Source organism: Streptomyces sp. NPDC003011, assembly GCF_053591515.1.
Genome location: NZ_JBSFTY010000084.1, coordinates 15,234 through 36,105 on the forward strand (window position 1 = coordinate 15,234; position 20,872 = coordinate 36,105).

22 protein-coding genes and 1 pseudogene are annotated in these 20,872 nt (G+C 73.3%); 17 read left to right on the forward strand and 6 right to left on the reverse strand.

The annotated features are described in order from the left end of the window. Positions 1 to 315: 315 nt before the first annotated feature. The gene (locus ACWD0J_RS32755) at positions 316 to 1,506 is read right to left on the reverse strand and encodes a pyridoxal phosphate-dependent aminotransferase (RefSeq protein ID WP_451499486.1); all 1,191 of its coding nucleotides are present in this window, start codon (positions 1,504 to 1,506) and stop codon (positions 316 to 318) included. An 871-nt stretch (positions 1,507 to 2,377) separates the two neighbouring features. Between ACWD0J_RS32755 and ACWD0J_RS32760 the strand changes: the two genes are divergently transcribed. The 9 genes from ACWD0J_RS32760 (at position 2,378) to kynU (ending at position 10,972) form a co-directional block, all read left to right on the forward strand. Next, entirely contained in the window at positions 2,378 to 2,935 is a 558-nt protein-coding gene (locus ACWD0J_RS32760; RefSeq protein ID WP_451499487.1) for a DUF2617 family protein, read from the forward strand. An 88-nt stretch (positions 2,936 to 3,023) separates the two neighbouring features. Then, positions 3,024 to 4,709, forward strand: a complete 1,686-nt coding sequence (locus tag ACWD0J_RS32765) for a polyamine aminopropyltransferase (RefSeq protein ID WP_451499488.1) — start codon at positions 3,024 to 3,026, stop codon at positions 4,707 to 4,709. A 108-nt stretch (positions 4,710 to 4,817) separates the two neighbouring features. Beyond that, on the forward strand, positions 4,818 to 5,660 hold the full coding sequence (locus tag ACWD0J_RS32770) for an SRPBCC domain-containing protein (RefSeq protein ID WP_451499489.1): 843 nt from the start codon (positions 4,818 to 4,820) through the stop codon (positions 5,658 to 5,660). A 49-nt stretch (positions 5,661 to 5,709) separates the two neighbouring features. Continuing rightward, positions 5,710 to 6,498, forward strand: a complete 789-nt coding sequence (locus ACWD0J_RS32775) for an aldose epimerase family protein (protein ID WP_451499490.1) — start codon at positions 5,710 to 5,712, stop codon at positions 6,496 to 6,498. 10 nt (positions 6,499 to 6,508) lie between these two features. Further along, positions 6,509 to 7,057 (forward strand): orotate phosphoribosyltransferase, encoded by a 549-nt coding sequence (gene pyrE, locus ACWD0J_RS32780; protein WP_451499491.1) that lies wholly within the window; start codon positions 6,509 to 6,511, stop codon positions 7,055 to 7,057. 120 nt (positions 7,058 to 7,177) lie between these two features. Then, complete coding sequence (gene fbaA, locus ACWD0J_RS32785) at positions 7,178 to 8,209, forward strand: class II fructose-bisphosphate aldolase (protein ID WP_451499492.1); 1,032 nt, start codon at positions 7,178 to 7,180, stop codon at positions 8,207 to 8,209. Between the two features lie 154 nt (positions 8,210 to 8,363). Continuing rightward, positions 8,364 to 8,777, forward strand: a complete 414-nt coding sequence (locus tag ACWD0J_RS32790) for a DUF3151 domain-containing protein (protein ID WP_405616902.1) — start codon at positions 8,364 to 8,366, stop codon at positions 8,775 to 8,777. Positions 8,778 to 8,928: 151 nt separating this feature from the next. Then, positions 8,929 to 9,768 carry a tryptophan 2,3-dioxygenase family protein gene (locus ACWD0J_RS32795; protein WP_451499493.1) on the forward strand — a complete coding sequence of 280 codons (840 nt, stop codon included), beginning with the start codon at positions 8,929 to 8,931 and terminating at the stop codon, positions 9,766 to 9,768. Next, positions 9,761 to 10,972 (forward strand): kynureninase, encoded by a 1,212-nt coding sequence (gene kynU / locus ACWD0J_RS32800; RefSeq protein WP_451499494.1) that lies wholly within the window; start codon positions 9,761 to 9,763, stop codon positions 10,970 to 10,972. The genes ACWD0J_RS32795 and kynU overlap by 8 nt, the downstream gene beginning before the upstream one ends. A gap of 152 nt (positions 10,973 to 11,124) precedes the next feature. Here kynU and ACWD0J_RS32805 read toward each other — a convergent pair whose 3' ends face one another. Next, the gene (locus ACWD0J_RS32805; RefSeq protein ID WP_451499495.1) at positions 11,125 to 11,733 is read right to left on the reverse strand and encodes a TetR/AcrR family transcriptional regulator; all 609 of its coding nucleotides are present in this window, start codon (positions 11,731 to 11,733) and stop codon (positions 11,125 to 11,127) included. A gap of 218 nt (positions 11,734 to 11,951) precedes the next feature. Between ACWD0J_RS32805 and ACWD0J_RS32810 the strand changes: the two genes are divergently transcribed. The 3 genes from ACWD0J_RS32810 to ACWD0J_RS32820 all read left to right on the forward strand — a co-directional run bounded on the left by ACWD0J_RS32810 (position 11,952) and on the right by ACWD0J_RS32820 (position 14,968). Beyond that, positions 11,952 to 12,845 (forward strand): alpha/beta hydrolase family protein, encoded by an 894-nt coding sequence (locus tag ACWD0J_RS32810; RefSeq protein ID WP_451499496.1) that lies wholly within the window; start codon positions 11,952 to 11,954, stop codon positions 12,843 to 12,845. Positions 12,846 to 12,941: 96 nt separating this feature from the next. Then, positions 12,942 to 14,306, forward strand: coding sequence for a sensor histidine kinase (locus ACWD0J_RS32815; RefSeq protein WP_451499497.1), 1,365 nt, complete (start codon positions 12,942 to 12,944; stop codon positions 14,304 to 14,306). Continuing rightward, a complete protein-coding gene (locus tag ACWD0J_RS32820; protein WP_451499498.1) occupies positions 14,303 to 14,968 on the forward strand; it encodes a response regulator in 666 nt (221 codons plus the stop codon). Before ACWD0J_RS32815 ends, ACWD0J_RS32820 begins: the two co-directional genes overlap by 4 nt. Here the strand turns inward: ACWD0J_RS32820 and ACWD0J_RS32825 are convergent. Continuing rightward, positions 14,955 to 15,377 (reverse strand): ATP-binding protein, encoded by a 423-nt coding sequence (locus ACWD0J_RS32825; protein WP_451499499.1) that lies wholly within the window; start codon positions 15,375 to 15,377, stop codon positions 14,955 to 14,957. The genes ACWD0J_RS32820 and ACWD0J_RS32825 overlap by 14 nt on opposite strands. A gap of 76 nt (positions 15,378 to 15,453) precedes the next feature. Here ACWD0J_RS32825 and ACWD0J_RS32830 point away from each other — a divergent pair. The 4 genes and pseudogenes from ACWD0J_RS32830 to ACWD0J_RS32845 all read left to right on the forward strand — a co-directional run. Further along, positions 15,454 to 15,746: pseudogene (locus ACWD0J_RS32830) on the forward strand (Scr1 family TA system antitoxin-like transcriptional regulator); the annotation flags it as partial. After that, positions 15,746 to 15,946, forward strand: a complete 201-nt coding sequence (locus ACWD0J_RS32835; protein WP_451499500.1) for a DUF397 domain-containing protein — start codon at positions 15,746 to 15,748, stop codon at positions 15,944 to 15,946. The pseudogene ACWD0J_RS32830 and the gene ACWD0J_RS32835, both read left to right, overlap by 1 nt. 93 nt (positions 15,947 to 16,039) lie before the next feature. Further along, complete coding sequence (locus tag ACWD0J_RS32840; RefSeq protein WP_451499501.1) at positions 16,040 to 16,240, forward strand: DUF397 domain-containing protein; 201 nt, start codon at positions 16,040 to 16,042, stop codon at positions 16,238 to 16,240. Positions 16,241 to 16,249: 9 nt separating this feature from the next. Then, a complete protein-coding gene (locus ACWD0J_RS32845; protein WP_451499502.1) occupies positions 16,250 to 17,452 on the forward strand; it encodes a cytochrome P450 in 1,203 nt (400 codons plus the stop codon). On the opposite strand, the gene ACWD0J_RS32850 is transcribed toward ACWD0J_RS32845, so the two are convergent. Genes ACWD0J_RS32850 through ACWD0J_RS32860 form a run of 3 tightly spaced genes read right to left on the reverse strand, consistent with a single transcriptional unit; the run spans position 17,435 to position 20,195 of the window. Further along, the gene (locus tag ACWD0J_RS32850; RefSeq protein ID WP_451499509.1) at positions 17,435 to 17,623 is read right to left on the reverse strand and encodes a hypothetical protein; all 189 of its coding nucleotides are present in this window, start codon (positions 17,621 to 17,623) and stop codon (positions 17,435 to 17,437) included. The genes ACWD0J_RS32845 and ACWD0J_RS32850 overlap by 18 nt on opposite strands. Further along, complete coding sequence (locus ACWD0J_RS32855) at positions 17,602 to 19,206, reverse strand: ABC transporter permease (protein WP_451499503.1); 1,605 nt, start codon at positions 19,204 to 19,206, stop codon at positions 17,602 to 17,604. The genes ACWD0J_RS32850 and ACWD0J_RS32855 overlap by 22 nt, the downstream gene beginning before the upstream one ends. After that, positions 19,203 to 20,195: an ABC transporter ATP-binding protein gene (locus ACWD0J_RS32860; protein ID WP_451499504.1), complete on the reverse strand. Its 993-nt coding sequence runs from the start codon at positions 20,193 to 20,195 to the stop codon at positions 19,203 to 19,205. Before ACWD0J_RS32860 ends, ACWD0J_RS32855 begins: the two co-directional genes overlap by 4 nt. A 72-nt stretch (positions 20,196 to 20,267) precedes the next feature. Here ACWD0J_RS32860 and ACWD0J_RS32865 point away from each other — a divergent pair, with 72 nt between their 5' ends. Next, positions 20,268 to 20,765, forward strand: a complete 498-nt coding sequence (locus ACWD0J_RS32865; RefSeq protein ID WP_451499505.1) for a GbsR/MarR family transcriptional regulator — start codon at positions 20,268 to 20,270, stop codon at positions 20,763 to 20,765. Positions 20,766 to 20,872: the final 107 nt, after the last annotated feature.

The window sequence follows — 20,872 nt, forward strand, 5'->3', positions numbered from 1 at the left end:
CGCCGCACCGGCGATCACGACCGGGCCGCGCCGCAGGCGAACGAGAGCCCGGCCAGGGCACCGGCCACCACGGCCGCGTGCCGGGGCCGGGCTCTCGCCGTCCCGCCGGACGTACGCCGGGTCCGGCCGGGCGGACGCCCGCCTGTCCACAGCCTGTGGAAACCTCTCGGCGTTCACGGCGACCACGGCGATCAGGTGGGGGCGGCGGGGAGACCGCGGGGCACCCCCGTCCCGGAGACAGCCGCCCCCCGTCGGCGTGCGCGTTCCTGCCGCCGCCGCGCCTAGCGCCGCTTCGCCCTGGGCGGGGGCGTGAGGTCACCGCGCGAGGCGTCGGAGGCGGCTGCCGGCCTCGGTCAGAACGTCGTCCTGCTTGCAGAAGGCGAAGCGGACCTGGCTGCGGCCGGCGTCCGGGTCGTCGTAGAAGACGGAGTTGGGGATGGCGACGACGCCGCAGCGTTCGGGAAGGGCCCGGCAGAAGGCGTAGGCGTCCTTCTCGCCGAAGGGGGTGATGTCGGTGGTGATGAAGTACGTGCCCTGGGGCTGGTAGACCTCGAACCCGGCCGCGCGCAGACCGTCGCCGAGCAGGTCGCGCTTGCGGCGGAGGTCGGTGCGCAGGCCGTCGAAGTACGCGTCCGGCAGCCGGAGCGCCTCGGCGATCGCGTACTGGAACGGCCCCGACGCCACGTACGTCAGGTACTGCTTCGCCGAGCGCACCGCGCTGACCAGCGCGGGAGCCGCCGTGACCCAGCCGACCTTCCAGCCGGTGAACGAGAACGTCTTGCCGGCCGAGCCGATCGACACCGTCCGCTCGCGCATCCCCGGGAAGGTCGCGAGCGGCACGTGCTCGGCCCCGTCGAAGACCAGGTGCTCGTACACCTCGTCCGTGACCACCAGCAGGTCCCGCTCCACGGCGAGCTCGGCGATCGCGGTCAGCTCCGGGCGGGTGAGGACGGTGCCCGTGGGGTTGTGCGGGGTGTTGAGCAGCAGCAGGCGCGTCCGGTCGGTGACGGCGGCCCGCAGCTCGTCGAGGTCGAGCCGGAACGAGCCCTCGTGCGGGCGCAGCGTGACCGGCACCCGCGTGCCGCCCGCCATCGCGACGCAGGCCGCGTAGGAGTCGTAGTACGGCTCCAGGGCGACGACCTCGTCACCGGGCTCCACGAGGGCCAGCAGCGCGGCGGCGATGGCCTCCGTGGCGCCGGCGGTGACCAGCACCTCGGTGTCCGGGTCGTACGCCAGGCCGTAGCGCCGTTCCTGGTGCGCGGCGATGGCGGTGCGCAGCTCGGGGACGCCCGGCCCCGGCGGGTACTGGTTGCCGCGGCCGTCGCGCAGCGCCCGCACGGCCGCCTCCCTGATCTCCTCGGGCCCGTCCGTGTCGGGAAAACCCTGGCCGAGGTTGATCGACCCGGTCCGCAGGGCCAGGGCGGACATCTCGGCGAAGATCGTCGTCCCGAACTCGGCGAGCCGGCGGTTGAGGAGGGGGCGTGCGCTGGAGGTCATGCCGGTCATCCTGCGCCCAAGCTCTGGAGTTCCTCAACTCTGCTTTGAGTGATGAGACGAAGGGGCATCTCCCCGGCACGCACCCAGCGAGGCGCCCACGGGGGGCCGCTTCGGGGGGAATCGGAAGGAGGGTGGCGCCATGGTCATCGGCATCATCCTGGTGGTGGTCTGCTTTGTTCTGATCGGTGTTCGCACCGCCTCCGGCAGGAACCGCCGGCGGAACGCGGTGCGCGGGGGAGGGCGTGGGGGCCGGGTCCACCGGTCGTCGAGGGGCAGCGGGTCCAGCGGTTCGAGCGGCTCCGGTGACAGCAGCTGGTGGGTCGTGGGCGGTGCGCCCCTCGTCGGTGACAGCGGCTCGTCCGGAGCGTCCGACCCGGGTTCCTCCGGGTCGTCGTGCGGCTCGTCGTCCGGCGGCGGCCACTCCTGCGGCGGCGGCTCGTCCTGCGGGGGCGGCGGGGGCGGATGCGGGGGCGGCAGCTGACCCGGCGGCCCCTCCCGGGAGCCGGCTGACACGGGACGGCCGAGCTCCCGTCTCGTCGGATCACTCATTCCATACGCCCGCCGGGTACCGCTCCCGGCGGGCGTAGCACTGCTCCGGCGCGCGCCTTGGCCGCCCCGGCGCACGCGACGGTTGAACAGTTGAGCTGTGGGGCCCTCTGAGGGATGGAAACCGCACGAAGTTGGGTAAAAGCGCTGTGGCGGCGCCACCGTTCATGATTCCCTCTACAACACCAACGCGGCCCCTCGGACGTCCCGCAGACTCCCTGACCGACTGGGCCGACCGGGCCGGCCGGGCGGGCCGGGCCGAATCCCCCGGTGCCGACCGGGGTGCGCCGGACCCACACCTCCCTCTTTCTTTGCGTGCCAGCGGAGCCGACCCATGCTCACGACCCTGAACACCTCGTACACCGACACGCGCGCGGCCGACCTCGCCTGGGCCCTGGGGCGCGAGCCGCTGCCCGCACTGGCCACGCTCGATCTCGAACTGGACGGCGCCAAGCTCCAGTTGAGACTTCTCGGTGCGTCCCACCAGGTGCTCGTGGAAGAGGACCGGGGCAGTTGCTCGGAGACGGTGGCGTGCATCGCCGGCAGCAGCACCCCCCTTCCGCTGGGCGTCGCCAAACGTGTGGGCGACTGGGAGTACGAGTTCGCCGCCCGCGTGGAGGTGCTGGCCCCGGGCCAGTTCGCGGGCCGCGCCCAGGAGTTGCTGGCCCTGGTCTCCGACCACCCGCACGGCCTCGCGGGCGTCTTCCCCGGCAGCCCGCACGCCTTCACCGCGCTGCTGGCCCGGCACCACGAGGGGCAGGTGCACTGGCGGACCTGGCACGCGTATCCCGAAGAGGGGCATCTGGTGGCGACCCGGACGCGGGTCGGGACGCGGGTGACGGCGGCGCAGACCGGCCCGCGCCGGGCGCGGCTGAGCCCGTCGGGGGTGTGAGGATCCAAACCTCCGTCTGCCCGACTGACCGACAGTTCCACACGTGTGGGTGACCGAGCGTGCCCTAGCCGTGACGTAACGTCGCAGCGTGATCGAACCGCACGCGCCCGCCCCGCCCGGCACCACGCCGCCCTGGGCCGGCCCCGCGCGGCTGCCCGTCCGCCCCGGCACGGGCCGGTTCTCCGTGCTCACCTGCGTCTTCGTCTGCGCGGCCTGCGGTCTGGTGTACGAGCTCGAACTGGTCGCCCTCGCCACGTACCTGATCGGCGACTCGGTCACCCAGGCCTCCGTCGTGCTGTCCGTCATGGTCTTCGCGATGGGCATCGGCTCGCTCGCCGCGAAACGGCTGTGCTGGCGGGCCGCGGCCGCCTTCGGCGCGCTGGAGGCCGCGCTCGCCCTGGTCGGCGGTTGCAGCGCGATGGCCCTGTACGCCGTGTTCGCCTGGACCGGCGCCTGGGGCGGCCTGTGGACGAGCGGCTCCCGCTGTCTCCTGGTCGCCTTCTCCCTCGCCATCGGCCTGCTGATCGGCGCCGAGGTCCCGCTGCTGATGGAGCTGATCCAGCGCATCCGGCGCCAGGACGCGGGCGGCGCGGTCGCGGACCTGTTCGCCGCGGACTACGTGGGCGCGCTGGTCGGCGGGCTGGCCTTCCCGTTCCTCCTGCTGCCCCTGCTGGGCCAGCTGACCGGCGCGCTGCTCACCGGCGCGGTCAACGCGATCGCCGGCGCGGTGCTCGTCCTCGGCCTGTTCCGCGGTGATCTGACCCGCCGGGCCCGCCGGCTGCTGCTGCTCGCCAACGTCGCCGTCCTCGCCCTCCTCGCCACGGCCGCCGTCCTCGTCGACGACTTCGAGCGGGCCGCGCGGCAGGCGGTGTACGGCCAGGACGTACGGGTGGCGATGCAGACCGACGTCCAGGAGGTCGTCCTCACCGGCGGCGCCGGCGGCCGCCCCCTGGGCCTCTTCCTCGACGGCCGGCTCAAGGTCAGCGGCCGGGACGAACGGCGCTACCACGAGGCCCTGGTCCACCCCGCGATGAACGGCCCCCGCGCGCGCGTGCTCGTCCTCGGCGGCGGCGACGGACTGGCCGCCCGGGAGGTGCTGCGGTTCCCGGACGTACGACGCGTCGACATCGTCGAACTCGACGCGGCGGTCGTCCGGCTGGCCCGCCGGGACCCGGCACTGGCGGAGCTGAACGGGCACGTGTACGGCGACGCGCGCGTGCACGTGACGACGGCGGACGCCTTCGGCCGGCTGCGCGGGGCGCCGACGGCGGCGTACGACGTGGTGATCGCGGACCTGCCCGACCCGGGCATCACCGCGAGCACCAAGCTGTACTCGCAGGAGTTCTACGGCCTCGCGCGCCGCGTCCTGGCCGACGGCGGCCGCCTGGTCGTGCACGCCGGGCCGGTCACCTCCCGGGCCCCCGTGTTCTGGACGGTGGACACGACGATCCGCGCGGCCGGACTGCGCACCGCGCCCTACCGCGTCGGCGGCCGGGACGCCGGCTTCGCGGCGGGCCCCGACCGCACCGCCGGCCCGGAACGGGCCCCGCACGACTGGGGCTTCGTCCTCGCGTCAGCGTCAGCGTCCGCGTCCGCGTCCGCGTCCGCATCCGCATCCGCATCCGCGTCGGGGCCACCACCCCTGCGCCTCGACCCGCGTGGACCCGTCCCGCGGACGCTGACCCAGGCGTCGCTGACGGCGGACGCGCGGGCGGCGGCCGGGACGCGGATCGCGGGGCTGCCGGTGTCGACGCTGGTGCATCCGCGGTACTGAGAAGCGGTGAGGGCACGGACGCCCGCGGGGGTGCCGGTCCGCACGACGCGCGGTCACTTTCGACCAAGGGGGGTGCACGATGCCGCCCACTGGGTAGGCTCCGCTGACATGGAGTATGAGGTGTTCGTTCCGGTTCCGGCCGAGCGGCTCAGAGAGGCGCTGGCCGACCCCGCGCTCGTCGCCCGGGCGGTTCCCGGGCTCCAACAGGACGCCGGCGCCGAGCCCGTCACGGGGCGGCTGAAGGTACGCGTCGGCAGCCACTCCATCACCTACCGCGGCACCGTACGGGTCTCCGGGCGGGACGACGGTTCGTACGCCGTGGAGGGCGACGCGGCCGAGGCCCGGGGCACCGGCTCGGTCACACTGGCGCTCACGATCCGTCTGCGGGAGAGCGACGGCGGCTCCACCCTCACCTTCGACGGAACCGCCTCCGCGGACGGCCGCGTCACGGAACTGCCGTCGGCCGCGGTCACCGCCGCCACGACCCGCCTGCTGAGCCGGTTCGCCGAGAGCCTGGGAGCCGCGGCGGAGGGAAAGGCGGAAGGAAAGGCGGAGGGAGAGGCGGAGGGAGAGGCGGAGGGGGCAGGGGACGAGCCCGCGCCCGCTCGCGAGCCGGGGCCGCGGCCCGGACCCGCCGAGCCCGCTCCCGTGGTCGAGGCCGAGGTCCCGCCGCCGTCCGTCTCCGAGGACCTCGCGGAGGCCGCCCAGCCGCCCGCCGACGACCTCGTCGAGGCCCCGCGGCCGCCCGCCGAGGCGGCGCACGCGCGCCGGACGATGATCGGCCGCAGCGCGGAGGAGGTCGACCACGCCCCGCCGCGCGGCCGGTACGCGCCGGTGCCGGCCCCCCAGACGGTCAGCCCGCACCAGACCCTGCGCTGGGCCGCACCGGCCGCGGCGGTGGCGCTGGCGTCGGCGATCGTGGTGAGCAGGGCGCTGCGCCGGCGACGCTGAGCGCCCCGGGCGGCCGAGGCGCCCTTGCTTCCCCCAGTAGGGTCGTCCCGTGAGTAACGAAGACATCACGCTGACCGCGGGTGACGCGGAAGTGACCGTGCAACCGGGCAACGGCGGCCGTATCGGAGGGCTCCGGGTCGGCGGGGTCGAGCTCCTCCGGCAGGGCGACCGGTTCGGCTGCTTCCCGATGGTTCCCTGGTGCGGCCGGATCAGGGACGGCCGGTTCCGGGACGGGGCGACCGTCCGCCAGATGCCGCTCAACTCCCCGCCGCACGCCATCCACGGCACCGCCCGCGACGGCGCCTGGCGCACCGCCCGCACCACCGCCGACGAGGCGGTCATCACGTACGACCTGGTCGAGCCGTGGCCCTACACGGGCCGGATCACGCAGGTCGTCGCCCTCACCGGGGACGCCCTGACGCTGACCATGTCCGTGGAGACGTACGACTCCTCCTTCCCGGCGCAGATCGGCTGGCACCCCTGGTTCAACCGCACCCTGGGCGGGGAAGGCGCACGGCTCGGCTTCACGCCCGCCTGGCAGGAGGAGCGCGGCGACGACCACCTGCCCACCGGCAACCGCCTCGACCCGAGGCCCGGCCCCTGGGACGACTGCTTCGGGATGCCCGGCGGGGTCGACGTCACCCTCACCTGGCCCGGGCAGCTGGAGCTGAGGGTGACCAGCCCCGAGCAGTGGGTCGTGGTGTACGACGAGCAGGAGGCCGCTGTCTGCGTGGAGCCGCAGACCGGGCCGCCCGACGGGCTCAACACCCTCCCGCGCCTGGTCACACCGCTGGAGCCGCTGGAAGCCACCACCACGTGGACCTGGCGCCGCCTCTAAGCTGACAGGCATGACAGACGTTCGCGGCGCGCTGCTGCAGCAGATCAAGGACAAGGCCGTGGTGCACGGCAAGGTGACCCTGTCGTCGGGTCTGGAGGCCGACTACTACGTCGACCTGCGGCGCATCACCCTCGACGGGGAGGCCGCCCCGCTGGTCGGGCAGGTGCTGCTGGACCTGACCGCCGACCTGGAGTTCGACGCGGTGGGCGGGCTGACCATGGGCGCCGACCCGGTGGCCGCGTCCATGCTGCACGCGGCCGCCGCCCGCGGGCGGCGGCTGGACGCCTTCGTCGTGCGGAAGGCGGCCAAGGCGCACGGCCTGCAACGGCGGGTCGAGGGGCCTCAGATCGCGGGCCGCCGGGTCCTGGTCGTCGAGGACACCTCCACCACCGGCGGCTCTCCGCTCACCGCCGTGGAGGCGGTGCGCGAGGCGGGCGCCGAGGTCGTCGGCGTCGCGACCATCGTCGACCGGGCGACCGGCGCCGCCGAGAAGATCGAGCAGGGTGCGGGGGTGCCGTACCTCTTCGCGTACTCGAAGGACGAGCTGGGACTGGACTGACCGCAGGATGGACCATCCGGTCACGTCTGGAAAGATGGGGCCGACGATGACGTCGCACCCAAGGTCTAGGTCAGGGCCGTAGGACACAGAACGCCAACCCGCATACCAAGGAGCGGACAGATGCCCATCGCAACCCCCGAGGTCTACAACGAGATGCTCGACCGGGCGAAGGCAGGCAAGTTCGCCTACCCGGCCATCAACGTGACCTCGACCCAGACCCTGCACGCTGCGCTGCGCGGCTTCGCGGAGGCCGAGAGCGACGGCATCATCCAGATCTCGACGGGTGGCGCGGAGTTCCTGGGCGGTCAGCACAACAAGGACATGGTGACCGGCGCCGTCGCCCTGGCCGAGTTCGCGCACATCGTCGCCGAGAAGTACGACATCACGGTCGCCCTGCACACCGACCACTGCCCCAAGGACAAGCTCGACGGGTACGTACGCCCGCTGCTCGCGGTGTCCGAGGAGCGCGTCAAGGCCGGGCAGAACCCGCTGTTCCAGTCCCACATGTGGGACGGCTCCGCGGAGACCCTCGCCGACAACCTCTCCATCGCCCAGGAGCTCCTGGAGCGCGCCCGCGCCGCCAAGATCATCCTTGAGGTCGAGATCACCCCGACCGGCGGCGAGGAGGACGGCGTCACGCACGAGATCAACGACTCCCTGTACACGACGGTCGACGACGCCGTGCGCACGGTCGAGGCCCTGGGCCTGGGCGAGAAGGGCCGCTACCTGCTGGCCGCGTCCTTCGGCAACGTCCACGGCGTGTACAAGCCGGGCAACGTGGTGCTGCGCCCCGAGCTCCTGAAGGAGCTCAACGACGGCGTGGCCGCCAAGTACGGCAAGCCGGCCGGCGCGCAGCCGTTCGACTTCGTCTTCCACGGCGGCTCCGGCTCCTCCGCGGAGGAGATCGCGACCGCGCTGGAGAACGGCGTCGTCAAGATGAACATCGACACCGACACGCAGTACGCCTTCACGCGCCCGGTCGCCGACCACATGTTCCGCAACTACGACGGCGTCCTGAAGGTCGACGGCGAGGTCGGCTCCAAGAAGACCTACGACCCGCGCACCTGGGGCAAGCTGGCCGAGGCGGGCATGGCCGCCCGCGTCGTCGAGGCCTGCGGCAACCTGCGGTCCAGCGGCACGAAGATCAAGTAACCGTCCCGCGTCGTACGGCGAGCCCGGTGCCACGGCACCGGGCTCGCCGTGCACCCGGGGCAGGTCCGGGGCGGACGGGGCGGGCCGGCGGGGACTGTGACAGTCGGCCCCGCGTGCCCTTGGTCCCCTGGCCGAATGGAGGAGACTGGACCCCATGTCCATTCACGAGAACCTTCTCGGGGGTCCGCCCCCGACCCACCTCCCCGACGACCCGGAACCCCGCGAGCTGCTGGCCGGCGGTACCGCGCCCGCCGATGTGGCCGCGAAGTACCCCACCTCCTCGCTGGCCTGGGCCCAGCTGGCCGACGAGGCGTTCGAGCGGGGCAGCGTCGTGGAGTCGTACGCCTACGCCCGTACGGGCTACCACCGCGGCCTGGACTCGCTGCGCCGCAGCGGCTGGAAGGGCCACGGCCCGGTCCCCTGGGAGCACGAGCCGAACCGTGGCTTCCTGCGCGCCCTGCACGCCCTCGCCCGCGCCGCGCAGGCGATCGGCGAGCAGGAGGAGTACGAGCGCTGCTCGCAGTTCCTGAAGGACTCCTCGCCGGCGGCGGCCCAGACCCTGGGCTGAGCCGTCGTTTCCTTGCGGGCCCGCCTGTGTGATCAGGCGGGCCTTGCCTTTTCGGCGGACCATCGAAGAGGATGCCCGGCGGGGACCGGGGCCCCCGTGTCGGTAACGGCAGGGGCGGACCGCTACCCGGAGGACACATCAGGAGACAGCGATGTCCCAAGAGGCTCACGACACGCACGAGCCCGAGACCCCGCATCTCGACTTCCACGGCACGACCCCGTACGAGGACTACGTCCAGGCGGACGTGCTCACCCACCTCCAGCACACCCTCTCCGACGATCCCGGAGAGATGGTCTTCCTGGTCACCACCCAGGTGATGGAGCTGTGGTTCACGGTCATCGTCCACGAGTGGGAGACCGCGGCGCGGGCCCTGCGGCAGGACGACGTGCCGGTCGCGGTCGCCGCGCTGAAGCGTTCCGTGCGGGAGCTGGAGGCGCTGAACGCCTCCTGGAAGCCGCTCGGGCAGCTCACGCCGGCCCAGTTCAACGCATACCGCTCCGCCCTCGGCGAAGGCTCCGGGTTCCAGTCGGCGATGTACCGGCGGATGGAGTTCCTGCTCGGTGACAAGTCCGCGTCCATGCTGGTCCCGCACCGGGGCGCGCCGCGCGTCCACGCGGAGCTGGAGAAGGCGCTGCACGAGCCGAGCCTGTACGACGAGGTGCTGCGGCTGCTGGCGCGGCGCGGGCACCCCATCCCGGCCTCCGTCCTGGACCGCGACGTGTCGCGCCGCCACGAGCCGTCGGCGGAGGTGGAGGCGGTGTGGACCGCGCTCTACTCGGGTGACGAGAGCGACGAACTCGCCCGGCTCGGCGAGGCGATGACGGACGTGGCCGAGCTGGTGTGGCGCTGGCGCAACGACCACCTGGTGGCCACCCGGCGCGCGATGGGCGCCAAGACCGGCACGGGCGGTTCCGCCGGGGTGGCCTGGCTGGAGAAGCGCGCGCAGAAGAACGTGTTCCCGGAGCTGTGGACGGCCCGGTCCCATGTCTGAACTCGCTCTCAAGGCAGCGGAGTTGGACGCGGGCGACGAGCTGGCGGCCCTGCGTGCGCGGTTCGTGCTCGACGAGGTCGTCTACCTCGACGGGAACTCGCTGGGCGCGCTGCCGGCGGCCGTCCCCGGGCGCGTCGACGACGTCGTCCGACGGCAATGGGGCGAGCTGCGCATCCGGTCCTGGGAGGAGAGCGGCTGGTGGACCGCGCCCGAGCGGATCGGCGACCGGATAGCCCCGCTGGTCGGGGCGGCGGCCGGGCAGATCGTGGTCGGCGACTCCACCAGCGTCAACGTGTTCAAGGCGCTGGTGGGCGCGGTGCGGATGGCGCGGCTCGCGGGGCGGACGCGCGACGAGATCGTGGTCGACGCGACGACCTTCCCCACGGACGGGTACCTCGCCGAGTCGGCGGCCCGGCTGACGGGCTGCACGCTGCGGCCGGTCACCCCGGCCCAGGTGCCGGACGCGCTGGGCGAGCGCACCGCCGCGGTCCTGCTGAACCACGTCGACTACCGCACCGGCCGGCTGCACGACCTGCCCGGTCTGACGGCCGCCGTGCACGCGGCGGGCGCCGTCGTGGTGTGGGACCTGTGCCACAGCGCGGGCGCCCTGCCGGTCGGGCTCGACGCGCACGGGGTGGACCTGGCGGTCGGCTGCACCTACAAGTACCTGAACGGCGGCCCGGGTTCACCGGCGTACCTGTATGTGCGCCACGACCTGCAGGATCGTTTCGACTCCCCGCTGCCCGGCTGGAACTCGCACGCCGAGCCCTTCGGCATGCGCCCGGACTACGAGCCGGCCGCCGGTGCGCTGCGCGGTCGTGTCGGCACGCCCGACATCCTGTCCATGCTCGCCCTGGAGGCGGCGCTGGAGGTGTGGGACGGCGTCCCGATCGAGAGCGTGCGGGCCAAGTCCCTCGCCCTGACGGACTTCTTCCTGGAGTGCGTGGCCGCGTACGTCCCGGCCGGCCGGGTGGAGTCGCTGACGCCGGTGGCCCACGAGGAGCGGGGCAGCCAGGTCGCGTTGCGGTGCGCGGACGCCGGGGACGTCATGAAGCGGCTGGTCGAGCGGGGCGTGGTCGGCGACTTCCGGCACCCGGACGTGCTGCGCTTCGGCTTCACCCCGCTCTACGTCGGGTTCGCGGACGTGGAACGGGCGGCGGCGGTGCTGGCGCAGACGTGGCGGGAGGGTGCGGGAGCGGGCTGAGGCGCCGGGGAGGGCGGGGTCCGGGGGGCCCTTGGGCCGGGCCGGGCGGTGGGTCGGGCCGGGCGGTGGGTCGGGTGGTCCCGGTGCCCGGTGCCCGGTGCCCGGTGCCCGGTGGGTGGTGGGTGGTGGGTGGTGGGTGGTGGGCGGGCTGTTCATGTCCCGGGCGTGTAGACCCCGGCCTGTGCTGCCGCGAGGGCGGCGTCCGCCGCGCGGTCGGCGGCGGCGGGGTCCGGGGGCGTTCCGGTGGTGAGCAGGGCGTAGTAGAGGGGGGCCGAGACCGCGCGTACGACCATCGCCGGGTCCGTCCCGGCCGGCAGCTCCCCGCGGGCGACGCCCTCCGCCACGCAGGGCGCCCACTCGGCCACCCGCACCTCGTAGAAGCGCCGCAGGGCCTGCGCGGTGCGCTCGTCGCACGCCGCCGCGGCGATCACCGCGCGGAACAGCGCGCCCTGCCGGGGATCGGCGAGCGTCCGCCGCACCAGGGCGGCGTTGGCCCGCAGGTCGCCGCGCACGGAACCGGTCCGCGCGCGCGGGAGCGACTGCTCGGCCATGTCGGCGAGCAGGTCGGCCACCAGTCCCGTCACCGATCCCCACCGGCGGTACACGGTCGTCTTGCCCACCTCCGCCCGCCGGGCGACGTCCGCGAGATCGAGCCGGTCGAAGCCCTGCTCGGCCAGCACGTCCCCGGCCGCCCGCAGCACGGCCGTACGGACACGTGCGGTACGTCCTCCGGGACGGACGGTGCCGGGCTCGGCGGACATATCGGCCTCCTTGGGGCAGGTGCGAGGGGGAGCGAGGGCGCGGCGGGCGCCGTGCCGTCAGCGTAACGGAACAGCAGAACCGTTTAACCCTCACCGTGCGTGACATCCGCGTGTCGGTGCACGTCATCGGGCTGATACCGTCCCGGCCAACGGCCGAATTCTCTCCTGGGGATCTTTCCCGGTCCGTCAAATCCGTTTCGACACCGAGAGGTTGGAGCATGCCGGACGACGCCGCCGCACGCGATGCCGCAGCTGCCCGTGCCGCCGCCGAAGAGGAGTCGGCCTTCTCGCACCCGGCGGTCGACCCCGACGCCACCGCGGCATACGGTGACCACCCCGACCAGGTGATCGACTTCTACGCCCCGCGGGGCGAGGCGGGCCCGGGCGGTCCGGCGCCGCTGGTGGCCGTACTGCACGGCGGCGCCTGGCGGGCGTCGCACGACCGCCGTCACCTCTCCCCGTTCGCGGGCTTCCTGGCCCGCCGGGGCTTCGCGGTGGCGAGCGTGGAGTACCGGCGTGGGGGCGAGAGCGCGGGGCAGCCCGGCCCGGTCGCGGGCCGCTGGCCGGACACCTTCGACGACGTCGCCGCCGCGCTGGACGCGCTCCCGGCCCTGGTGCGCGAGATCCTCCCGCAGGCGGACGCGCGCCGCACGGTGGTCACCGGACACTCGGCGGGCGGCCACCTCGCCCTGTGGGCGGCGGCCCGGCACCTGCTGCCCGCCGACGCGCCGTGGCGCACCGACCGCGAGGTTCCGCTGCGGGGCGTGGTCGCCCTCGCCCCGATCGCCGACCTCGCGGTCGCGGAGAAGCTGGACGTGTGCGGCGGTGCCTGCCGGCAACTGCTGGGCGGGCCCGAGGAGTTCGCCGCGCGCCGGCCGTACGCCGACCCGGCGCTCCTGCTCCCGACCGGCATCGCGACGACCCTCGTCCAGGGCCGCACGGACCTGGTCGTCCCGCAGGCGGTCGCCGAGGCCTACGCGGACGCGGCGGCGAAGGCGGGCGAGGTCGTGGGGCTGACCCTGCTGGAGGACGTCGGCCACTTCCCGCTGATCGACCCGGTGGCGGACGCGTGTGCGGTGGTGGCCGAGGAGATCGCGCAACTGGCGTGGTGACCCTCCCCGGTCGTCCCCGTAGTACCTGAGAGGGACGCCGAAGGACCCTTCTCACTGGTGACGACCGCGCCGCCGTCGCCGCCTACCGTTCTGTACGTGACCGAGACGACCCAGACGCAGCGCACCACGCAGCCGCAGAACCCGTATGCCGCGTACAAGCCGAACAGTCCGGAATTCCGGATGGCCATGGGCGCGCTGCGCGGGCTGCGCCAGGACCTGTGCCACCACGCCTTCGCCTACGACCCGCTGCCGCGGCTGCGCGGCGACGGCCCGCTGACCAGGCGGCTGCCCGTACGCGTGCGGGAGTACGCGGTGTGGACCCCGCACGCGATGGTGATCGTCGCCGCACTGCTGGCGATGCTGATCGCCGGTTCGGCGGCGGAGGGCAGCGGCGACGACTTCGCCACGCTGTTCAGTGCCTTTCTCGCGCTGGCCCCGGTCCTGCTGACGCTGCTCAGGCCCGTCGGCGCCTTCTGGTTCTCCCTCGCGGCCACCCCCGTCACCGCGCTGTTCGGCAACCAGTGGGACGACTGGCCCTGGCGGACCGGCAGCTTCGCCTGCCACCTGGTGGTGATGACGGTCGTGGCCCTGCGGACCAGACCCCGCGTGGCGGGGTGGATGTGGGCGCTGACCGCGGTGTACGGCATGGTCGTGGAGACCACCCTCGGCGCGGGTCACTACGCGTCGAACACCGCCCCCATGCTGGTCTTCTCCGCCCTCGTCCTGCTCGCCGTCACGGTCTGGCACATACGCCGCACGGCCGAGCAGGAGGTGACCGCCCAGCAGACGGTGACCGAGCACGAGCGCTCCCGCCGCACCCTGCTGGAGGAGCGCACGACCATCGCCCGCGAGCTGCACGACGTGGTCGCGCACCACATGTCGGTCGTCGCCATCCAGGCCGAGGCCGCCCCCTACCGGGTGGAGAACCCGCCGCCGGAGCTGGAGCGCGCCTTCGCCACGATCCGGGAGAACGCGGTGGCCGCCCTCACCGAACTGCGGCGGGTCCTGGGCGTGGTCCGTGCCGAGGACTACGAGGCCCCCGACGCCCCGCAGCCCACCCTCGCCGACCTGGACGCGCTGCTCGCCAACGTCGCGGACGCGGGCCTGAGCGTCGACAAGACGGTGACCGGAGCGGTGCGGGAGCTGCCGCAGGGCGTGGAGCTGTCGGCGTACCGGATCGTGCAGGAGGCGCTGAGCAACACCCTGCGGCACGCACCCGGGGCGAGCGCCCGCGTCGAGATCGGCTACGTGCTGGGCGGGCTGGGCCTGCGCATAGTCAACGGTCCGCCGCCCCAGCCGTCCCTGGTCAAACCCTCGCCCGGGGCGGGCCACGGCATCACCGGCATGCGGGAGCGGGTGTCCATGCTGAACGGCGAGATGACGGCGGGTCCGGCGGACGACGGGGGCTACGAGGTGACGGTGTTCCTGCCGGTGCCCGCGGTGAGCGAGGAGGGCGCATGACCATCCGCGTCCTGATCGCGGACGACCAGATGATGGTGCGCGAGGGCTTCTCGGTCCTGCTGAACGCGATGCCGGACATCGAGGTCGTCGGCGAGGCCGTCAACGGACGCGAGGCGGTCGACCGGGTCCGTGAACTCGCCCCCGACGTCGTGCTGATGGACATCCGCATGCCCGAGCTGAACGGCATCGAGGCGACCCGGGAGATCGTCGCGGCGGACGGCGCGGCCAAGGTGCTGGTGCTCACCACCTTCGACCTCGACGAGTACGTGTACCAGGCCCTGCGGGCGGGGGCCTCCGGCTTCCTCCTGAAGGACGCCTCGGCACGCCAACTCGCCGACGGGGTGCGGGTGGTGGCCGACGGTGAGGCGCTGCTGGCCCCCTCGGTGACCAGACGCCTGATCACCGAGTTCTCCAAGCTGTCCACCGCCCCCCGGCTGGCCCCGTCCGCCCAGGCGGCCTACGGCGACCTGACCGACCGGGAGACGGAGGTGCTGGTCCTGATCGCGCAGGGTCTGTCGAACGCGGAGATAGCGGAGCGTCTGGTGGTCGCCGAGTCGACCATCAAGACCCATGTGAGCCGGATCCTGGTGAAGCTCGGCCTCAGGGACCGCACCCAGGCAGCGGTGTTCGCGTACGAGGCGCGGCTGGTCACGCCCGGATAGCCCCTCGGAAAGCGAGCTCGCACCACACGTACTTGCCGCGACTGCCGTCCCTGGACTGCGGCTGCCACCCCCACAGGTCGGCGCAGGCGCGGATCAGGGCGAGACCGCGGCCGTCCTCGGCGTCGGTGAGGTGCTCCAGCGGTCGCGGCGGCTCAGGTGGTCCGGGGTCCGCGTCCCACGCGCTGATGCGCAGGACGCCGCCCGAGTACCGCAGACGGAGGGACGCAGGGCCCTTGGTGTGCAGTACGGCGTTGGAGACCAGCTCCGCGGCGAGGAGTTCGGCCGTGTCGACCAGCGTGATCAGGCCGTGCAGGGTCAGGATCAGGCGGAGGGTACGGCGACAGACGGTGACGGCCCGGGGGTCGTTGGGGATGTGGAGCGCGTACTCCCACGGCTCGTTCTCGGGCATGCGGAACTCCGTTCGGCGGGTGGGGGGTTGCGGTCGGCGGGCGGTGGCATTGCCGCGGCCGTCATGGCAGGACGGGGCGGGCACTCAGCTCCGGCAGATCCTGGACCTGGTTGAGCAGGGTCATGCCACCGTGCGCGTGATCCCCACCGACCAGACGGCTTCGCCGGTTCCGGGGCCTCGATGATGTACGTGGGAGGCCCGCTGCCCCGGCTGGACACCGGGCTACGGGACTCACCCACAGGAGTCGCGTTCCTGGATGCCGAATCCCAGCTGAATCGGCTGCGGGCCTTGGTTCATAGGGTGGAGAAAGCGTCGCTCGACCCCATGGCGTCGCGAGACTTCATTCATCGTCTGGCGAAGGAGCTGTGATGAACTGGCGGAAATCCACGTACTCCGACGGCGGTGACGGTGATACCTGCGTTGAGATAGCAACCCTCCCCACCCGCATAGCCGTCCGTGACTCCAAGGCCCCCGCCCGCGCCACGCTCTCCTTCGGTGCCGCCTCCTTCGCCGCCCTGGTCGACCACCTGAAGGAACAGCCCTGGTCAGGTGGGGGGATGCCGGGCTAGCGTCCGCTCATGGCGCCCTTCGATCCGTGGGATCCGGCGTTTCTCGCCGACCCGTACCCCGCTTACGCCGAGATGCCTGTCAGGGGAGCTGTGATGAACTGGCGAAAGTCCACCTACTCCGGCGGCGGCGACGGCGATGCCTGCGTCGAGATCGCCACCCTCCCCACCGGGATAGCCGTCCGGGACTCCAAGGTGCCTGACCGTGCGACCCTCCTCTTCCCCGCCCCCGCCTTCACTGCCCTGACCGGCCACCTGAAGGAACACCCCTGGTCAGGCGAGGGCGTGCCGGGCTAGCGTCCGCTCATGGCACCCTTCGATCCGTGGGACCCGGCGTTTCTCGCCGACCCGTACCCCGCCTACGCCGAGCTGCGTGCCCGGGGGCGCGTGCACTACTACGAGCCCACGAACCAGTGGCTGGTTCCCCACCATGCCGACGTGTCCGCGCTGTTGCGCGACCGCCGGCTCGGGCGGACGTACCAGCACCGGTTCACCCACGAGGACTTCGGGCGGGCGGCGCCGCCGCCGGAGCACGAGCCGTTCCACACGCTCAACGACCACGGGATGCTCGACCTGGAGCCGCCGGACCACACCCGGATCCGGCGTCTGGTGTCGAAGGCGTTCACGCCGCGCACGGTGGAGGGGCTGAAGCCGTACGTGGAAGGGCTGGCCGGTGAGCTGGTGTCCGCGCTGGTGGAGGCGGGCGGCGGGGATCTGCTGACGGACGTGGCGGAGCCGCTGCCGGTCGCGGTGATCGCGCAGATGCTGGGGATCCCGGAGGCGGACCGGGCGCCGCTGAGGCCCTGGTCGGCGGACATCTGCGGGATGTACGAGCTGGACCCCTCGCAGGAGGTGGCCGCGCGGGCGGTGCGGGCGTCGGTGGAGTTCTCGGACTATCTGCGGGACCTGATCGCCGAGCGCCGCAAAGAGCCGGGGCAGGACCTGATCTCCGGTCTGATCGCGGCGCACGACGAGGGCGACCGGCTGACCGAGCAGGAGATGATCTCGACCTGCGTGCTGCTGCTGAACGCGGGCCACGAGGCGACGGTGAACGCCACGGTCAACGGCTGGTGGGCGCTGTTCCGCCACCCGGACCAGCTGGCGGCGCTGCGGGCGGACCACTCCCTGGTGCCGTCCGCCGTGGAGGAGCTGATGCGCTACGACACCCCGCTCCAGCTCTTCGAACGCTGGGTCCTGGACGACATCGAGGTGGCCGGGACGACGATCCCGCGGGGCACGGAGGTCGCGCTGCTCTTCGGGTCCGCCAACCACGACCCCGAGGTCTTCGCCGACCCCGGGCGCCTCGACCTGACCCGCGCGGACAACCCGCACATCTCCTTCAGCGCGGGCATCCACTACTGCATCGGCGCGCCCCTGGCCCGGATCGAGCTGGCGGCCTCGATGACCGCGCTGCTGGAGCGGGCGCCCACGCTGGCCCTGGCGGCCGAGCCGCGGCGCAAGTCGAACTTCGTGATCCGGGGGCTGGAGGGCCTACCCGTGACGGTCTGAGGCGTCACCCGGGCCGCCGAGCAGCCGGACGAGCAGGGCGTGGAGCAGGACGGGCAGGACGGCTCCCGCGAGGAGCACGAGCGGCAGCTCGGTGAGCAGGACGCCGAGGTCCATGCCCTCGTCCCCCCTTACGCCGTCGCCCCGCACCTTCACGTCGTCAGGTCGCGCCACCGCATCCCGGCCAGTCCCGCGCCGGTGAGCGTGATCGCCAGCAGCAGGAGGACCAGGACCGGCCCCCACTCCATCTCCCCGCCCGGCAGCTTCGGGAGGTGGGCGAACGGAGACAGGTCGAGCACCGCACGGGGAGCGTCCAGCGCGGGCCCGACCCAGCCGATCAGCAGCACCGCCCCGGCCACCCCCCAGGTCGCCGTCGCCACCCGGGGAGCCATCCCGTGCAGCAGCACCGCCAGCCCGCCGACGACCCAGACGCCGGTCACCTGCACGAGGCACGCGGCCAGGATCGGCCCGGCCTGCCTGCCGTGACCGACGGCGAGGCCCAGACCGGCGAGCAGCATGATCAGTACGGATCCGCCGAAGGCGATCAGCAGGTGACCGGCGGCCCATCGCAGCCGGCCCACCGCGTTCGCCAGTACCGGTTCCGCGCGTTGGGAGGTCTCCTCGCCGTGCAGCCGCAGGACGGAGGCGACGACGTACAGCGCGGCGGTCAGGCCGAGCATGCCGACCATCGCCGACAGGAACGTGTCCGTCAGACCGGCCTGTCCGCCCATCCGCTCGAAGATCTCGCGGGCGCGGGCGTTGTCGCCGACGAGGTCCGCCGCGCCCTCCGTCAACCCGCCGTAGACCACTCCGGCGAGGAAGAAGCCGATGCTCCAGCCGAGCACGCTGCCGCGGTGCAGCCGCCAGGCCAGTGCCGCCGCCGAGCCCAGACGGCCGACGGCCGGTCCCGGCCGGGTGGGCAGGAAGCTCATGCCGACGTCCCGGCGCCCGGTGAGCGTGTACGCCACCACCGCCTGCGCGGTGACAGCCGCGACGAACAGCGCGAGCACCCACCAGCGTTCGCCGGCGTACGGGCGCAGGTTCTCCAGCCAGCCGATCGGCGACAGCCAGGTCAGGACCGAGGAGCCGTCGTCCGTCGCTGAGTCGCCCGCCGCGCGCAGGACGAAGGCGGCACCGAGGACCGCCGCGGTCAGTCCGCGGGCCAGGCGCGCGCTCTCCGTCAGCTGCGCCACGATCGCCGCCGCCGTGGCGAAGACCATCCCGACGCCGGCGATCCCGAGCCCGAGCGCCACCGCCCCGGGGACCCCCTGCCCGGCCAGGCCGACCGTCACCAGCAGCGCCAGCGCGGCGTTCGTGACCGCCGCCGCCAGCAGGGCCGCCGTGAGGGAGGCCCGGCGGCCCACGACGCCCGAGGCCAGCAGTTCCTGACGGCTGCTCTCCTCCTCTTCCCGGGTGTGCCGGATGACGACGAGCAGGCTCGTCACGGCGGCCAGCGCACCGGCGTACACCCCGACCCGCCAGGCGGTCAGGGCGCCGAGCGAGTCGCCGAACACCGGGCCGACCATCGCCCGCAGCGACGGATTGGCGGACATCTGCGTCACCAGGTCGGCGCGTTCGGCGGGGGTGGCGTACAGGCCCTCCAGGGTGTTCGGCATCGAGAGGACCATGAGCGCGTTCACCGCGACCCAGATCGGGATCATCACCCGGTCGCGGCGCAGTGCGAAGCGCAACAGAACGCCGGTGCCGGCCAGTTGGCGCGATCCGGCGGGGCGTGTGTCGAAGGCGGGCGCGGTCATCGGGCCGCCGCCTCCCCGTGCGGGTCCTCCTGGTAGTGCCGCAGGAACAGCTCCTCCAGCGTCGGCGGCGTCGACGTCAGCGACCGTACGCCCGACGCGCCGAGCGTGCGCAGGACGGCGTCCAGCTTGTCGGTGTCGACCTGGAGGCGGACCCGGCGGCCCTGGACATCGAGGCCGTGGACGCCCGGCAGCCGCGCCAGGCCGTCGGGCTCACCCGCGAGTTCGGCCGTCACGCTGGTGCGCGTGAGGTGGCGCAGCTCGGCGAGCGAGCCGCTCTCGACGGTCCGGCCCTGGCGGATGATGCTCACCCGGTCGCAGAGCTCCTCGACCTCGCTCAGGATGTGCGAGGAGAGCAGGACGGTCCGCCCCCGGTCCCGTTCCTCCGCCACGCACCGCTGGAAGACCTCCTCCATCAGCGGGTCCAGGCCGGAGGTCGGCTCGTCCAGGATCAGCAGGTCGACGTCCGAGGCGAAGGCGGCGACCAGGGCGACCTTCTGCCGGTTGCCCTTCGAGTACGTCCGCCCCTTCTTGGTCGGGTCCAGCTCGAACCGGTCGATCAGCTCCGCCCGGCGCCGCTGGTCGAGGCCGCCGCCCGCCCGCCGCCCACCACCCCCCTGCCCGACGCTCCGCCGGCGCCGGAAGCGCGGCCGCACCCCCATCGCGCGGCCCCCGTCGTGCAGTCGGCCGTAGAGGTCGATGACCTCGCCGCCGGAGAGGTTGCGCCAGAGCGTGACGTCGCCGGGGACGTACGCGATCCGGCGGTGCACCTCGACCGCGTCCGCCCACGGGTCGCGGCCGAGGACCTGCGCTGCGCCCGAGTCGGCCCGCAGCAGGCCGAGCAGGATCCGGATGGTGGTGGACTTCCCGGAGCCGTTGGGGCCGAGGAAGCCGTGCACCTCACCGGTCTCGACGGCCAGGTCGAGGCCGTCGAGCGCGTGCGTCCGGCCGAACGACTTGTGCAGTCCGGAGACGCTGATTGCCTGTGTCATTCTTCAGAAGCTACGCTTCTTTCAGAAACTTGTGAAGATAAGGAAGGGAGCGAACCCGGTTACGATGAGCGCATGAGCGAATCAGCCGGGGCGGGGCGGGACACGGAGGCCGTGTCGAGGTTCGTCGAGTCCTTCGCGGCGCAGCTCGTCGAGGCGGGGATGCAGCGGATGGCCGCCCGCGTGTTCGCCGCGCTGCTCGCCGCCGACTCCGGCGCCATGACCTCCGCCGAACTCGGCGAGCAGCTCAAGGTCAGCCCGGCCGCCGTCTCCGGCGCGGTGCGCTATCTCGCCCAGGTGCACATGGTCTCGCGCGAGCGGGAGCCCGGTTCGCGCCGCGAGCGGTACCGGGTGCACAACGATCAGTGGTATGTGGCGCTGACCAGCCGTGACGCCGTGCTCAAGCGCTGGGAGCAGACCCTGCGCGACGGCGTCGACAGTCTCGGCGCCGCCACCCCCGGCGGCCGTCGGATCGCCGAGACGCTCGCCTTCTTCGAGTACCTGGAGGGCGAAATCGTCCAGCTGATGGAACGCTGGCGGGAACACCGCGACGCGACGTTCGGCCGGGGCTGACCCCACGGCGCGGGTAGTCGCCGTAGACGCCCTGGTGGCCGGAGGCCGGGTCGCGGGTGAACGCCACGCCGGTGCCCGAGTCCGGGCCCAGGTTGCCGAAGACCATC